18 protein-coding genes and 1 tRNA gene are annotated in these 15739 nt (G+C 37.1%); 11 read left to right on the top strand and 8 right to left on the bottom strand.

Features of this window, described 5'->3' with window-relative positions:
- Positions 1 to 3: 3 nt before the first annotated feature.
- From speA to murA, 8 genes are all read right to left on the bottom strand, one after another.
- Complete coding sequence (speA, locus tag PF026_RS03465; RefSeq protein ID WP_270863774.1) at positions 4 to 1839, bottom strand: biosynthetic arginine decarboxylase; 1836 nt, start codon at positions 1837 to 1839, stop codon at positions 4 to 6.
- On the bottom strand, positions 1832 to 3070 hold the full coding sequence (hisS, locus tag PF026_RS03460; RefSeq protein ID WP_270863773.1) for a histidine--tRNA ligase: 1239 nt from the start codon (positions 3068 to 3070) through the stop codon (positions 1832 to 1834). The genes speA and hisS overlap by 8 nt, the downstream gene beginning before the upstream one ends.
- Complete coding sequence (tmk, locus tag PF026_RS03455; protein WP_270863772.1) at positions 3067 to 3663, bottom strand: dTMP kinase; 597 nt, start codon at positions 3661 to 3663, stop codon at positions 3067 to 3069. Before tmk ends, hisS begins: the two co-directional genes overlap by 4 nt.
- A gap of 3 nt (positions 3664 to 3666) precedes the next feature.
- A complete protein-coding gene (gene coaD / locus PF026_RS03450) occupies positions 3667 to 4137 on the bottom strand; it encodes a pantetheine-phosphate adenylyltransferase (RefSeq protein WP_270863771.1) in 471 nt (156 codons plus the stop codon).
- On the bottom strand, positions 4134 to 4685 hold the full coding sequence (locus PF026_RS03445) for a UbiX family flavin prenyltransferase (protein ID WP_270863770.1): 552 nt from the start codon (positions 4683 to 4685) through the stop codon (positions 4134 to 4136). The genes coaD and PF026_RS03445 overlap by 4 nt, the downstream gene beginning before the upstream one ends.
- A gap of 25 nt (positions 4686 to 4710) precedes the next feature.
- Positions 4711 to 4785: transfer RNA gene (locus tag PF026_RS03440), tRNA-Gly, on the bottom strand.
- A gap of 40 nt (positions 4786 to 4825) precedes the next feature.
- A complete protein-coding gene (locus PF026_RS03435; protein WP_270863769.1) occupies positions 4826 to 6013 on the bottom strand; it encodes a molybdopterin molybdotransferase MoeA in 1188 nt (395 codons plus the stop codon).
- Positions 6010 to 7272 (bottom strand): UDP-N-acetylglucosamine 1-carboxyvinyltransferase, encoded by a 1263-nt coding sequence (gene murA / locus PF026_RS03430; RefSeq protein WP_270863768.1) that lies wholly within the window; start codon positions 7270 to 7272, stop codon positions 6010 to 6012. The genes PF026_RS03435 and murA overlap by 4 nt, the downstream gene beginning before the upstream one ends.
- A 117-nt stretch (positions 7273 to 7389) precedes the next feature.
- Between murA and PF026_RS03425 the strand changes: the two genes are divergently transcribed.
- From PF026_RS03425 to PF026_RS03375, 11 genes are all read left to right on the top strand, one after another.
- Positions 7390 to 8046, top strand: a complete 657-nt coding sequence (locus PF026_RS03425) for an NlpC/P60 family protein (RefSeq protein ID WP_270863767.1) — start codon at positions 7390 to 7392, stop codon at positions 8044 to 8046.
- 114 nt (positions 8047 to 8160) lie between these two features.
- Positions 8161 to 9570 (top strand): alanine/glycine:cation symporter family protein, encoded by a 1410-nt coding sequence (locus tag PF026_RS03420; RefSeq protein WP_270863766.1) that lies wholly within the window; start codon positions 8161 to 8163, stop codon positions 9568 to 9570.
- Positions 9571 to 9710: 140 nt separating this feature from the next.
- Positions 9711 to 10136, top strand: coding sequence for a nickel-responsive transcriptional regulator NikR (gene nikR, locus PF026_RS03415; RefSeq protein ID WP_270863765.1), 426 nt, complete (start codon positions 9711 to 9713; stop codon positions 10134 to 10136).
- Between the two features lie 225 nt (positions 10137 to 10361).
- Positions 10362 to 11186 (top strand): hydrogenase nickel incorporation protein HypB, encoded by an 825-nt coding sequence (gene hypB / locus PF026_RS03410; RefSeq protein WP_270863764.1) that lies wholly within the window; start codon positions 10362 to 10364, stop codon positions 11184 to 11186.
- Complete coding sequence (locus tag PF026_RS03405; RefSeq protein ID WP_270863763.1) at positions 11186 to 11473, top strand: HypC/HybG/HupF family hydrogenase formation chaperone; 288 nt, start codon at positions 11186 to 11188, stop codon at positions 11471 to 11473. Before hypB ends, PF026_RS03405 begins: the two co-directional genes overlap by 1 nt.
- Positions 11474 to 11992 carry a hypothetical protein gene (locus PF026_RS03400; RefSeq protein WP_270863762.1) on the top strand — a complete coding sequence of 173 codons (519 nt, stop codon included), beginning with the start codon at positions 11474 to 11476 and terminating at the stop codon, positions 11990 to 11992.
- Entirely contained in the window at positions 11985 to 12500 is a 516-nt protein-coding gene (locus PF026_RS03395; protein ID WP_270863761.1) for a pyridoxamine 5'-phosphate oxidase family protein, read from the top strand. Before PF026_RS03400 ends, PF026_RS03395 begins: the two co-directional genes overlap by 8 nt.
- 28 nt (positions 12501 to 12528) lie before the next feature.
- Complete coding sequence (locus tag PF026_RS03390) at positions 12529 to 12912, top strand: hypothetical protein (protein ID WP_270863760.1); 384 nt, start codon at positions 12529 to 12531, stop codon at positions 12910 to 12912.
- Positions 12913 to 12965: 53 nt separating this feature from the next.
- On the top strand, positions 12966 to 14063 hold the full coding sequence (gene hypD / locus PF026_RS03385; RefSeq protein ID WP_270863759.1) for a hydrogenase formation protein HypD: 1098 nt from the start codon (positions 12966 to 12968) through the stop codon (positions 14061 to 14063).
- 36 nt (positions 14064 to 14099) lie between these two features.
- Positions 14100 to 15104, top strand: a complete 1005-nt coding sequence (hypE, locus tag PF026_RS03380; protein WP_270863758.1) for a hydrogenase expression/formation protein HypE — start codon at positions 14100 to 14102, stop codon at positions 15102 to 15104.
- A gap of 24 nt (positions 15105 to 15128) precedes the next feature.
- Complete coding sequence (locus PF026_RS03375; protein ID WP_270863757.1) at positions 15129 to 15722, top strand: hypothetical protein; 594 nt, start codon at positions 15129 to 15131, stop codon at positions 15720 to 15722.
- The last annotated feature ends 17 nt before the right edge of the window (positions 15723 to 15739 follow it).

Genomic DNA, 15739 nt, shown 5'->3' with positions numbered 1-15739 from the left:
TCCTTATTGAATTGTTTTTAGATAGCTATTATCATTTAAAAATAGATAAAGTTCGCCTAAAATGTGCTTTTTCTGCTTTTCATCGACTAAATTTGACTTTTCTATTCTCTCATTTAGCGTATCTCGAATTTCATAAACATCATAATCCATATCTTCGAGTATATCGATAACTGATTGTGATTCTATTAAATTTTCTATTTCGTATCCGCCGTCTTTTAAAATCACAGTCGCTTCTGTCGGGTGCGCAAAAAGATTATGATTCATACCTAAAACTTCTTGATAAGCCCCCACTAGGAAAAATCCCAAAAAATACTCTTCAAGCTCAGGGTTAATGTCGTGTAAAAAAAGCGGATTATTTTTACTATCAAAGCCGATTTCGCCGTCGCTGTCGCAAGTAATATCCCAAATCGAAGCCGATAAAGTAGGGCGCTCATCTAGCCTTTCAAGCGGCATAATCGGAAAATGCTGTCCCAAGCCCCAAAAATCAGGCAAAGACTGAAATAATGAAAAATTTACAAGATATTTTTCTTGCACTTCATTTTGAAATTTGATAAATTCTTCAAAATTTTGTTTATTTCCAAGCATAGCATAGGCTTTGCGAAGTATCAAATGAACAAGAATTTCGCCGTTTGAGCGATCTATTAAATCAACATAGCCCAAATCAAAAAGCGTTAAAACGCTTTCCATGTGGCTAACGGCATCGTGGAGATATTCGAGTGCATTTGACGGCTTTAAGCTTTTATACAAATCATACAGCTCAGCGACTACTGGCGGATTTTCTTTTTTTAGAGCAAGTTTTGCTTCTGTGTATTCTTGCGTGAAAAGTTCAAGTACGGGAGCCACCAAAACAGCGTGGTTCGCCGCTACATAGCGACCGCTTTCTATAAAAATGTCAGGCTGATCGACATTTTTTTGCTCGGCGATAGTTTTTAGTAAAAACACAACATCGTTTGCATACTCTTTTAGTGTATAATTTCTGCTTGTGGTTTCATTTGTCTGCGAATATTCAATCGCCAAACCGCCGCCTAAATTTATCGATTTTAAATTTTTTGCACCCATTTTGCGTAGTTCGGCATAGATATTTCCGGCTTCTATCAAAGCTTTTTTAAGCGGGTGAATTTCGGTGATTTGCGAGCCGATATGAAAATGAATCATTGTAAATTTATCGATTAAATTGTTTTCTTTTAGCAAATTTATAGCTTCTATAAGTTCAGTCGAAGTTAGACCAAATTTAGAATTTATACCGCCACTTTTCGCCCAAATTCCACTACCTGAGTTGTGCAGACGAATTCGAAGCCCTATAAAAGGTTTTGGCGCAAAGCGTTCTTTTGCGGTTTGGATTATTGTTTCAAGCTCGTTTAGACCTTCGATTGTAAGCGTGATATTATGTCCCATTTCAGCTGCGATAAAGCCGATATTTATAAGCTCTTTGTCCTTAAAGCCATTTACGGTAATTGGCGCATTTTCGTTATTATACGCCATAGCTAAAAGAAGTTCAGGTTTAGAACCGGCTTCAAGCCCGTATCCATAGGGCTTACCAAGCTCGACAAGATTTTTTACAAAACCGGGATATTGATTTACTTTTAGCGGATAAACTGCGTGAAATTTACCTTCGTATTCGAATTCTTTTATCGCGCGATTGAAATTCGAATAAATATCGACAATTTGTTTTTTGATTAGGTGTGGAAAACGAAGCAAAATAGGGCCTCTTATTCCATCGCTTCGAATTTCTTTTATAATATCGACAAGTGCCGGTTTGTAGTCTGAATTTATGCAAACTTTACCGCTATCAACCGTAAAATTCGAATTTCCCCAGATATTTAATCCATAATCATGCATTTTCAATCTCCGTTTTAATATTTGATAATTTTACCATTTTTTCTTGTTTTGTTACCAAATTTTTACACCAAAGCTCACCTTTTTGGGCTTCGTTTTCGCCCATGCAAAGGAAAATTTTCGCTTCTTTTGCGTCTGCGTTTTTAAGGTGTTTGGCTAAATTTTTTGCTTCGTAAGAGATTTCGGTTTTTATAAATTTGCGAAGTTCTTGTCCGATAGCAAAGACTTTATCGATATATTTTTCATCCATCGCACAGATATAAACGCCGTTTCGCTCTTTTTTAGCTTCTTTTAGCGATAAAATTTCCATCAATCTTTCAATACCAATCGCAAAGCCAACCCCAAAAGTAGGGCGTCCGCCTAAAAATTCAACTAGTCTATCATATCGTCCGCCGCCGCCGACTGCACTTTGAGAACCAATTTCATCGCTAATAAACTCAAACGCGCTCTTGCAGTAATAATCTAGCCCCCTAACGAGCTTCGCATCGACTTCAAATTTAACGCCATTCTCGCGCAAGATAACTTGTAGTTTTTCAAAATCTTTTTGACAAATTTCGTTTAGATTCTTGGTTATCAAAGGTGCATTTTGCAAGACTTTTTGACAATTTTCATTTTTGCAATCAAGCACTCGAATCGGATTTGTCGCAATGCGGCGCAAACAATCTTCGCATAAATTTGCTTTATTTGCGTCCAAAAATCGCACTAATTTTTCTTTATATTTTGGCATACACTCGTTATCGCCGAGCGAATTTATTTTTAGCGTAGTGCGAATTTCAAGGCGTTCTAAGATCTCATTTAGCATTAAAATCACACTCGCATCTTCATAAACGCTTTCTTGTCCGAAGCACTCGACGCCAAATTGATGAAACTCTCGCAAACGACCTTTTTGTGGGCGTTCGTAGCGAAACATACTACCAAAATAATAATATTTTCGCACACCGCCGGCTCTATCAAATTTATTTTCTATAAAGGCTCTAACAACACCAGCTGTGCCTTCTGGTCGCAAACACACGCTAGTTCCGCCTTTATCGCTAAATTCATACATTTCTTTGCCGACAATGTCGCTACTTTCGCCTACGCTCCTTCTAAAAAGTGCTGTCTCTTCGAGTTTCGGTGTTTCTATAAATTCATATCCGTAGTTTTTTGCTACTTGTTCGCAAATTTGGACTATTTTTGTGTAAAGTTTTGCTTTTTCGTCAAACAAATCGTTCATTCCGCGAAGTGCTTTTATCATTTTATAAACTCCTTGATTTTTTTATGAATTTCATCTATTTTTTCTACTGCATTGATTGTTAAAAAGTCTAAATTTAGGGCTTTTAGGCACATTTGCATATTTTCTTGGACTTGCATAAGATATGAAATTCCCCGTTTTTCGATACGATCAAATTCTATATTTCTCTCTTTTAGTCGCGATATTAAATCATTTTCGTCGATTTTAAAAAATATAAATTTATCGCCAAAATCGTTTTGCAGTGCGATTTTATTTAAATTTACAAGCTCGTTAAAATCTGCATTTTTATCATTTGCCAAAGCATAAGAAATACCTGAGATAAAGCCACGATCGCATAAAATAAGCTCATTTTTATTTGGTTTTACGACTTTTTCGTAATGCTCGGCACGGTCGGCTAAAAATAGAAACATTTCTGCATTTTTTGATTTTATCTCGTTTTTTTCGCCATTTTCATTTAGTAAAATTTTACGCAAAATTTTACCAAATTCGGTTCCGCCCGGTTCTCGTGTGAGAATTGCATTTGGATAAATTTGCTTTAAAAGCTCCATTTGCGTGGTTTTTCCGACGCCGTCAATGCCTTCAAATGTAACTAGCAACTCTTATCCTTTTAAATACGGCAAAATTTCGTTGGGAACCAAATGCGAAACATCGCCGCCATGTCTAAAAATAGTGCGGACAATTGAGCTTGAAATGAAAGCATTTTTAAGGCTTGGCATAAGATATACGCTTTCAAATTCGCTCCAAAGCGAGTTATTTGCATAGCCTAGTTGAAGTTCATATTCAAAGTCGCTAACCGCCCTAAGACCGCGAATTGCAAATTTAGTATTTAGGCTTTTTGCTAAATCAACAAGCAGGTTATCAAAACCCATGACTTCGACATTTGGCATATCTTTAAGTGCTATTTTTACCATTTTTACACGCAAATCAAGGTCAAAATGCGGACTTTTGCTCTCGCTTTTTGCCACTGCCACATAGACTTTATCAAAAATTCCCAAAGCCCGTGTTATAATATCAACATGTCCGTTTGTGATAGGATCAAAAGTCCCCGGATAAATGCACGATTTCATCATTTCCACCTTTTATAAATTTCATTTTCAATATTTAATAAATCAAGCCACTTTCCGATTATAAAATTTTTTAAATTACCTAAATTCTCGCAGTTTGCGTAGTTTGCGACCACAGGCGGTGCGATTATTACGCCTAAATTTGATAATTCGCTCATTTGGCGAAGCGAAATAGGGCTAAAAGGCATTTCTCTGACACCTAAAATCAGCTTTTTTTGCTCTTTTAGTGCAACTGCGGCGGCTCTTGTGATAAGCGTATCGCAAATTCCGTTGGCGATTTTTGCAAGAGAATTTACAGAGCACGGCGCTATTATCGTTTTTTCTATGCCAAATGACCCTGATGCGACACTTGCGCTAATGTCGTCATTATCAAAAAAAATGACATTTTTAAATTCGTTTTGGTTAAATTTGATATTTTCTTCTTTTTGTAAAACTATTTTTGCATTTTGGCTTACGATTGCGTAAATTTCGTGATTTGTATTTGATAAATTTTGTAATAAATCAAGCCCCAAACCAGCAAAACTAGCACCGCTAATGCAAACTAAGATTTTCATTTTTGAGATCTTTTAAAAAAGGAAGTGGAGCGGGAAACGAGAGTCGAACTCGCGACATCGACCATGGCAAGGTCGCGCTCTACCACTGAGCTATTCCCGCAAAAAAAGAAATGTGATTTTACTAAAATTTTTCTCATTTGTCAATATGCCTTTAAAATTTTTATTAAATCGCCGTTATTTAGGCACTCTTTACCAAGCGGAGTTAAAAAAACAAAGCTAGAATTTGCTAACGGCGAGATCATAAAAGAGCTAAATTTATCAAATTTTGGGATAAATTTACCTTCATTAAATTCGCCTAAAATCAAATTTGCTCTTTTTGGGCTAAATTTTAAATTTCCTTCCAAAACGGCGTTAAATTCGATATTTTTAAAGTGCGAATTTCCGCTTAAATACCTTAAAATCGGCAACATAAAAACAAGCGATAAAATATAAGCCGCCATAGGGTTTCCAGGAAGAATAAAAAATAGTTTTTCGCCGTTTTTGAAGCATTTCATAGGCTTTCCGCCCGGTTTTAAATTTATGCCGTTTAAAATATTTTCAAAGCCAAGTTTTTGTGCTACTTTTTCCATAAAATCGGCTTCTCCGACACTAGCACCGCCGCTTGTAATGATAATGTCATAGTTTTCGCAAATCTTTTTCAAAGTATCTAAAACCACGCCATAATCATCTTTTATGATACCTAAATTTTCGCACTCAAAGCCGTTAGATAAAAGCAGGGCAGATACGCCATGAGAATTTGCATCAAAAATGCCAAATTTATCAGCCTTTTCGTCTAAATTTAAAAGCTCATCTCCGCTTGAAAATAGGGCGATTTTGGGTTTAGTAAAAACTTCTATTTTGCTTACGCCCTGCGAAGCTAAAAGCATGATTTTTGGCGGAGTTAAAATTTCGCCTTTTTTTATGAGAATTTCGCCGTTAGCGAATTCTTCGCCCATTTTTCGGTGTCCGTCGCCGAATTTTGGATCTTTTGGCATTTTTAATTTTCCGTTTTCAAATTCGGCATCTTCAAGGCGAATTACGCAGTTTGCGCCTTTTGGAAACGGCGCACCCGTCATTATTTTTTGCGCTTCGTTTTCTTTTATTTTATAAATTTCTTTGCAACCTGCAAAAATAGTAGGTTCTACTATTTGTAAAAATTCGCCTTTAAATTCGGCATTATAAGCATATCCGTCGAGTGCCGAGTTATCAAAAACGGGCGAATTTCGTAATGCCTTAAAGCTCATAGCCAAAATTCGTCCCAAAGCTACATTTAAATTTACAAATTCACTTTTTAGGTCTAAATTTAAGTACGAGATTACCGAATTTATCGCTTCATCTAAGCTTTTCACTCTTCAAGCCTTTCTATTTTTGCGCCAAGTTTTCGAAATTTTTCTTCGAGTTTTTCATAACCACGATCTAGATGATAAATTCTATGCACCTTTGTCGTGCCGTTTGCTACAAGGGCAGCCAAAACAAGCGCAGAACTAGCACGCAGGTCAGTCGCCATAACATCGGCTGAATTTAAAGCTTTGCCGTTAATGGTGGCAATATGCCCGTTTAGTTTAATATCAGCTCCCATGCGTGAAAGTTCGCTGACATGCATAAAGCGATTTTCAAAAAGCCTTTCGTCGATGACACTTGTGCCGTTAGCCACACACGCTAGTGCCATAAATTGCGCTTGCATGTCGGTCGGAAAGCCCGGATATTCAGCAGTTGTGATTTTAACAGGTTTTATTATTTCAGGCGGCAAAATAGTGATTTTATCGTCATTTATATCAAATTTAAAGCCCATATCTTCAAATTTAGCCAAAACTGCGCCCAAATGATTTGGATTTACGCTAGTTACGGTGATTTTTGATTTTGTAATGGCACCAGCGCAAAGGTAGGTTCCAGCTTCTATGCGATCGGGGATTACGCTGATTTCTTTTATATCAAGTAGCTCTCCGCCGCTTCCTTGTATTGTTATTTCATCGGTTCCGACACCGCTAATCTTTACTCCTGCTTCTACCAAAGCTTCGCAAAGTGCGACCACTTCTGGTTCTTTTGCGGCATTTATTAGCTTTGTTTCTCCGTGCGCTAGGGCTGCTGCCATGATGATATTTTCCGTTCCTGTAACGGTTACTTTATCAAAAGATATATTTGCGCCCTTTAAACCGCCTTTTGCATCACAAACGACATAGCCTTCTTTAATATCGATTTTTGCACCCATTTTTTCTAATGCACTTAAATGCAAATCAATAGGTCTAGCCCCAATCGCGCAACCCCCCGGCAAACTTACTTCACAATGCTCAAATCTAGCAAGAAGTGGTCCAAGAGTTAAAATCGAAGCTCTCATTTTGCGAACTATGTCATAAGTTGCTTTTGTCGAATTTATAGATTTTGTATCGATTTTAGCGTGATTTGGCGTAATAAATTCAAATTTTGAACCCAAATTTGAAAGTAATAAAATAAGTGTTTTTATATCAGAAACATCGGGCAAATTTTTAATATTTACTTCATTTTTAGATAATATAGTTAGTGCGATAAGTGGCAATGCAGCGTTTTTTGCACCGCTGATTTTCACTTCGCCGCTAAGTTTGCTTCCGCCTTGAATTTGTAAGTAATACATAATCTCTCCAAAATAAAAAATCCTATAATTATACAAAATTTAGCTTATAAATTAACCATTTCATTATTTTTTTATGTTAAAATCGCTTTCGTGAAAACTAAAATTTAGGAATTTGATATGTTTAAATTTGTAAATTTATTTCTTTTTGCGACACTTTTTATCGGTTGTTCGCTTTTTAAAAGCCCGTATAATGATATAAGTGAAGCTGAATTTTTTGAGTTAGATAAAGAATTCGAAGCTCTTCTTTTGGCTCAAAGCCCAGAACAAAGGGCAAAAAAACATGCCGGTTTGCTAGCAAGTATTGATAAATATATCGGCACGAAAAAGGGCGGGGATTGTAGTGGTTTTATAACTGTGCTAAATAATGAGCATAGGTCGGTTTTTTTTGATAATAACGAACTAAATAAATTTTACACAAATAAACGCAAAACTCAGGCGATTTTTAATTATTATAGAAACAAAAAACGCCTAAGCCTTGAAAAACCACAAATCGGTGATTTGGTGTTTTTTCAAAATACGCTTCGCACAAATAAACATAAAATAAATGGTGAGATTAGCCATATCGGCGTTATTCGTGAAATTTACCCTGACGGACGAATTCGCTTTGTGCATAATACGCGCGGAAAAAATAAAAGTGATTATATGAATTTAAATAAGAAAAATATCCATTTAAACGGCAAAAAAATCGAAAATAGCTATATAGTTGTTTGTAAAAGAAATGATAAAAGTTGCCTTACTTCAAATCGCTTCGCAGGATTTGGGAAAGTGAATTAAAATTTCCAAATAAAATATAACTTAAATTTATCAAATTTTAAGTTATATTAAGCCTTAAATAAGTAAAATAACAAGTTTTTTAAAATAAAATTAAGGCATAAAAAAGGCATTTTAATGGAAAATTTAACCAAATTTGTAACCGATCTAAATTCGTTTATTTGGGGACCATATTTTTTGATTACTCTGCTTTGTGGTACCGGAATTTACTTTACAATCAGACTTAAATTTGTTCAAATTTTTAAATTTAAACAAGCTTCAAAAAGACTTTTTGGAGATTTTTCGTTGCACGGCGAAAAAGCAGGAAAACACGGTATGAGCTCATTTCAGGCAATCACCACCGCGATTGCAGCACAAGTCGGCACGGGAAATTTAGTGGGAGCTTCAACAGCACTCATTATGGGTGGTCCAGGAGCTATTTTTTGGATGTGGTTAGCTGCATTTTTTGGTATGGCGACAAATTTCGCCGAAATTTGCTTAGCACAAGTTTATCGCCAAAGGGATAAAAGCGGTCATCTAATAGGCGGTCCTGCGTTTTATATTTCGCAAGGAATCGGCGGTAAATTTGGCAAAATTTTGGCTATATTTTTTGCCGTAGCCATTATTTTGGCACTTGGTTGTATGGGAAATATGGTTCAAGCAAACGCCATAAGCGATGGATTTAGCAAGGCTTTTGATATAGATAAACGCTTTTTTGGCGCACTTTTAGCCATAGTTTGTGGCGTGATTTTTATAGGCGGTGTTAAGACTATCGCAAGAGTTGCTGAAAAAGTAGTGCCGTTAATGGCGATTTTATACATTATTGTTGGGCTTTGTATAATAGGAGCAAATATTTCTGAGCTTCCAAACGCATTTGCACTTATCATTAAAGCAGCTTTTGATCCCTCTGCTGCGTGGGGCGGTGTAACGGGAGCTAGTATAGCTGCTGCTATGCGATACGGCGTAGCTAGGGGACTTTTTAGTAATGAAGCAGGTATGGGCTCGACCCCACACGCTCACGCAGTTGCACAGGTAAAACATCCAGTAGATCAAGCAATGCTAGGCGTTATAAGCGTTTTTATCGATACTTTTATAGTTTTAAACATTACCGTTTTTGTGATTTTAACTTCCGGAGTGGTAAGCTTTAATGCTGACGGAACGGCAGTTTTTAGTGGAATTGCACTTGTGCAAGAGGCCTTTTCTTCGCATCTTTTGGGAAAAAGCATTGGTTATAGCTTTGTAGCGATTTGTCTTTTGTTTTTTGCATTTACAACGATTATGAGCTGGTATTATTTCGCTGAAATCAATGTTCGCTACCTGTTTGGACCAAAAAGCATTATATTTTTGCAAATTTTAGTTATCGCCTTTGTCTTTACGGGTTCGCTTCTTAAAATCGACCTTGTTTGGGAATTAGCCGATCTTTTTAACGGACTTATGGTTATTCCGAACTTGATTGCTATTTTGTTGCTTAGCGGAACGGTCGTAAAGCTTTTGAAAGATTTTAACGACGCAAAAGAATATAACCAAAATGACTATATAAAAAGATAAACTTTGTCGTATCGCCCAGCGATACGACCTTAAATTCTTACAATATTTCTTAATTTCATCTAACAAAAAATTATAATGCTTTAATTTAGGCAAATTTTCAACTAAATTTGAATAAAATATCAAGTTTAAAAGGATAAAATATGAGCGAAAAAGAAAAAGTTGTTCGTTTTAGCGTGTCGCTTCCTAGCGAACTTTTTGTCGAATTTGACAAGCGCGTTGAAAACCTTGAATATTCATCAAGAAGCGAATATGTGCGTGATTTAATCCGCGAAAAAATGGTGCAAGATGAGTGGGATAAAAAAAGCAAAGAAAAAATGCTTGGAGTGCTTTGCATTGCGTATTCGCATCATCAAGGTGATTTGGTTTCGCAAATGTTAGAACTTGAACACCACGCAAAAGTGGAAATCATCTGCACAAATCATCTGCATGTCGATCACGATAATTGCTTAGAAGTGCTAAATTTGCGTGGCACTGCTGATGAAATAGAAAAATTTAGCGCTAAAATAGCAGGTTTAAAGGGTGTTAAATTCGCAAAATTAACAAAAGTTGCCATAACAAAGGCTTGATAAATTCGGCGAATTTAATGATTTATGCCGATAATTTACAAATTTGCAAATTTAACGGCTTATGCCGACGATTTTGTGAATTTGCAAAATTTAACGGCTTATGCCGACGATTTTGCAAGTTGCGAGCTGTGAGTAGCGAGATAAGACTTATGTCTATCGGGCGTAGCGAACAGCGAAACTCTTGCAAAAGCTAGGCTGATTTCAACTTAAAAAAAAGGACATAAAATGTGTAAAGATTGCGGTTGTTCTCTTACAGGACACACTCACAGCCACACGCACAGCGACGGCACTACGCACACTCACGAGCATAACCATGCTCACACCCACTCTCACGGTCATTCGCACGACCACAGCCACGACGGTCATTCGCACGGCGAACACGCCCACCCGACATTAAACGAACAAAAAACGATAGATGTTATAACAAAAATTCTCTCAGCAAACGATGCCGAAGCAGCGCATATCAGAGAGCATTTCGACAAAGACGGAATTTTGTGCATTAATTTAATGAGTAGCCCTGGAAGTGGCAAAACAACGCTACTAGAAGCTACTATAAAAAGCGGTAAATTTAATATCGGCGTAATCGAGGGCGATTTAGAAACCAACCGCGACGCCGATCGCGTCATTAAAGCTGGTGCAAAAGCGCACCAAATCACCACAGGACAAGCCTGTCATTTAGACGCTTTTATGGTGCATGAAGGTCTTCATCACCTTGATACCAACGGGCTTGATTTGATTTTTATCGAAAATGTCGGAAATCTCGTCTGTCCTGCAAGCTACGATGTCGGCGCACACGCAAATGTCGTGCTTCTAAGCGTAACCGAAGGAAGCGATAAAGTAGCAAAATACCCTGTAATGTTTCGCACAGCAGACCTTGTCGTGGTAACTAAACACTCGCTAATAGAGCATTTTGATTTTAGCGTTAGCGAAGTCGAAAAAGAAGTTAAAAAACTAAATCCAAAAGCCGCTGTTATCGCACTTGATAGTAAAACAGGTGCTGGTCTAGAAAAATGGCTAAAATTTTTGGAATTTAAAAAGGAATTCAGATAATGTGCCTTTCAATCCCGTCAAAAGTAATCTCAATCGATGAAAATAATTTCGCGACCGTCGAAACGCTAGGTGTAAAGCGTGGTGTGAGTTTGGATTTGATTTCTGAGCCTGTTAGTGTGGGCGAATATGTGCTTATTCATGTTGGCTTCGCAATGGAAAAAATCGACACGCAAATTGCGTTAGAGAGCCTGAAAATTTACGAGCAAATCGCCGAGCAAATGAATAACGGCGAAATTGACGAAAATGAAGGCGATATGGGACTTGCAAATTTCAAAGGCCAAATTTAAATGTATAGCCCACTTTCAAGTTTAATGGAATTTGACACGAAACTTTTAAAAGCCACGATTGGCGATTTAAGGCGTGATTTTAAGCTTTGCGTATCCGAAAGCGAAGCCATAGGCGATGAAACGCACTGCTACGGCAACTTTGCAGAAGTCGTAGGCTTTATGCACTGGCATATGTTAGCACCTTATGGTGCGGCGATTTACCATGGCGTTAGCGAAAAATACAATGACGATGTTTTTAACACTGAAAACATACAAAAATACGATTTAACGGAAGCTTTGGCGGTTTTTGGCAAGGTGCTTTATACTGAGCGGTATCATGGAAATTTAACATATAGTTTGTGTGAAGATGGCATTATGGCTGAACTTTTAGATCAGCTTTACAAAGAGCTTGTGAAATTTCAAAGCAAACCGATAAATAAAATCAAAAAAGTAATAGCCGATTTTGAGTGGTTTTTAAGAAAAAAGTGGGGTCATTGGAAGTATAGGATTAAAAAATATTTAAGGAAAAATAATGCGTAGAAAAGATAGAGAACTTTCGCAAAATGAAGCTTATGAAATAATCGATAATAGCGAATTTGGTGTATTTTCGTGCGTAAAAGATGACGGCGATATTTTTTCAATCCCGCTTTCAATCGTGCGTAGTGGCGAGAGTATTTTTATTCACGGTGCGTCGCACGGTAGCAAAGCCGAGCTTTTCACTGGCGGACGCGATGTGAGCGTGGTTTGCGTTAGTTTTAATGCTGTGCCAAATTTAAATGACGCCGAATTTGAAGCGATAAAAAATAACCCAAAAGAGCTTGGAAATAAGGTTTTTACGACCGAATACAAAAGTGCGGTTGTAAAAACAAAAGCGTATGAAATTGTGGGCGAAAAGGCAAAGTTGGAAGCTTTGCGAATTTTGAGTGAAAAATATTGTGCGAAATTTATGAGCGCTTTTAAGACGGCGGCTTTGGGTGCGTTAAATCACACTAAAATTTATGAATTTAAAATTTACGAAATTTCGGCAAAAGCGAAAATTTTAAAATAAAATTAATTTAAATTTTAAGGAGTTAGAAATGAAAATTTCAAAGATTTTACTATCAGTTGCAGTTGCGTCTAGTTTGGGAAATGCGACAGAAATAGAAGTTCAGCTAGACCCTAGATTGGAAGCAGAAATTGATTATTCTAGCATCATTGATATTGTTAAAAAAGATGAAGCGCCTGCTTGTGTTGAAAGTGTTAATGATACGAGCATTTTAGAAGATAGCTATTGGACTTCAATGTTGGTCGCTGAGGCAATAAAGCATAATTCTGAAAAATGCTTAAAAGCAATTTCGCAGCATAACAAAAATTTTAAAAACATTAAAATTAGCGACCCATATTCAAGTTCATATAAAGAACTTAGTGTATATGAATTTATAAAAAAGAAAAATCCTAAATTAGCTGAAATTTTAAAATAAAATATTACAAAAATATTTGAATATAAAATTTTTGGCAATAAAGAGTTTATAAAATGGATTTAATTAAAGATTTTAGAGATAAAAAGCTGATTTTAGGGCTATCAGAAGCGATAAAGCAAAAAAGCAAAAAGCCCATAAATATAATGGAAATTTGCGGCGGTCATACGCACAGCATTATGAAATTTGGTCTGCCAAATTTGGTAGGCGAAAATATAAATTTCGTGCATGGCCCCGGCTGTCCTGTGTGTGTAATGCCACGAGCTCGCATAGATGAAGCGATTGCGTTAGCTAGTCTTGACGGCGTGATTTTTTGCACTTTGGCTGATATGCTAAGAGTCCCCGGAAGCACCACGAGCTTGCAAAAACTGCGCGCGAACGGAGCCGACATACGCGCACTTTATAGCCCACTCGATGCCATAAAAATCGCCCTAGAAAACCCAGATAAAAATGTCATTTTCTTTGCGATTGGCTTTGAGACGACCACGCCGATGAGTGCGGTTTTGGTGGATAAAGCGATAAATTTGGGGCTAAAAAATCTATTTTTTCATATAAATCATGTAACCGTTCCAGCCCCAGTAGAAGCCATTTTGCAAGACAAAGATGCCAAAATCGACGCATTTTTAGGACCTAGCCATGTCAGCGTCATCACAGGAAGCAAAATTTACGAAAATATCGCCGTCAAATACAAAAAACCAATCGCCGTGAGCGGATTTGAGCCGCTTGATATTATGGCAGGTGTGCTAAATTTGGTAACTCAGTTTGAAAATGGCACACATGAAGTTTATAACGAATACGACCGCGTGGTTAAGGCAGGTGGCAACAAAACTGCGTTAAATTTGATAGATAAATATTTTGAAATTTGTGATTTTTCGTGGCGTGGGCTTGGCGAAATCCCAAAAAGTGGTATGAAGCTAAAAACCGAATTTGCTAAATTTGATGCAAGAGTTAAATTTGCTGAAATTTTGGAAAATATCCAAAGTAAGGGCGAGAGCAAAGCCTGTATCTGTGGAGAGATACTGCGTGGCAAGGCAAAACCTTATGATTGCAAGGTTTTTGGCAAGGTCTGCACCCCGCAAAACCCGATAGGCTCGTGCATGGTAAGTAGCGAGGGCGCATGTGCTGCGTATTTCAAATATGCACGAAATTCATAAAATTTTGCGTAAAATTTTACAAAATAAGGATAAATTTTGAAAAAAACGATACTTTTAAGCCATGGTGGTGGTGGCGAAGAGATGAATAAACTCATCAATGATATGATTTTTAGGGCATTTGATAATGAAATTTTGCGTGAGTGCAACGACAGCGCGATTTTGCCAAATTTCGGTGGCGAGTTAGCTTTTACGACTGATTCGTATGTCGTTACGCCGATATTTTTTAGCGGTGGCGACATCGGTAAAATCGCAGTTTGTGGCACGATAAACGACCTTTGTATGGTCGGAGCTAAACCGCTTTTTATCAGTGTGGGTTTCATCATCGAAGAAGGGCTGGAATTTGCCGAATTTGAGCGAATTTTAGCTTCCATTGCCGAAACAGCAAAGCAGTGTGGCGTAAAAATCGTCTGTGGCGACACCAAGGTCGTTCCGCACGGTAAATGCGACAAGATTTTCATAAACACTAGCGGAATAGGGCAAATTCTAGCACCAAATATCAAAGCAAAAAATATCAAAATCGGCGATAAAATCCTGCTTAGCGGAGATGTGGGCAGACACGGGGCTGTGATTTTGGCAGCCAGAGATGAGCTTTCGCTTGAAAGTGAGCTTAAAAGCGACTGCAAACCGCTAAATGGCGTAGTAGGGGAGCTACTAGCAAGTGGCGTGAAAATAAGAGCCATGAGAGATGCCACGCGCGGGGGTTTGAGCGCTGTGCTAAACGAATTTGCCGAGATTTCGGGCAATGAAATTTTAGTTTTAGAAGAAAAAATCGCAGTTTGCGATGAAGTCGTGGGCGTGTGCGAGTTGCTAGGTTTTGAGCCTTATGAACTGGCAAACGAAGGCACTTTTGTCGCAGTCGTTGCTAACGGCGATGAAGAAAAAGCATTAGAAATTTTGCGTAAATTTGATAAAAATGCGCAAATCATCGGCGAAGTAACAGGCACGGCAAAATCGCAAAATAGGGTGATAATCCAAAATGCGTATGGCTCAGGGCGGTTTTTGGAGCTTCCAAAGGGTGAGCTTTTGCCTAGAATTTGCTAAGGTTTGCAACTAGACGAGTAAATTATGCTTTTAGAACAAGAATTGTTTGAAAAATTTCATATAAAACCTAATGAGCAGGAAATTGTTTTAATGAAATATAAGTGCAATTTAAAATCCGATGCCTATTTGCATATATTTGCATGGGTCGGCATAGCTTTTTTTACGATATTATACATAGGGGCAACTTTAATTACACACACTGATTTATTTTCGATTTTATCAGCCTTGATTGTGTTATGTATAGGTTGTTTTAATTTTTATTATTGGGTATCAAGAGAAATAAAAAATATAAAATATCAAGGATTTTATATTACAAATCAAAGGCTAATTGCCTTTAATGGCGAAAGTTTTTTGCTTGAAGATATACTTATAAATACAGGTTCCAGAAGCAGGGATTTAAAAACAACTGATTTAAATTTTTATACGAAAGAAAAATTTATTCAATCAATTTGGCTTCTGGTGCCAATATGGAAAGAAGATGAGCTAAATAGTTTTTTACAAACCCTTTACAAAATTTCAAATAATGAGAAAATTCTACTTATAAATTCCGAAAAAAAGGGACTTAACAATGGATTTGACTATTACATTTATAAAAAAATACCATTGTTAAAAAGATAAAAATTTTAAAAGGAAAA

It is taken from the genome of Campylobacter sp. CS_NA3 (assembly GCF_027797495.1).
Lineage (GTDB): Bacteria > Campylobacterota > Campylobacteria > Campylobacterales > Campylobacteraceae > Campylobacter_B.
The sequence above is the reverse complement of the archived record's forward strand: the minus strand, read 5'-3'. Positions and strand labels throughout refer to the sequence as shown.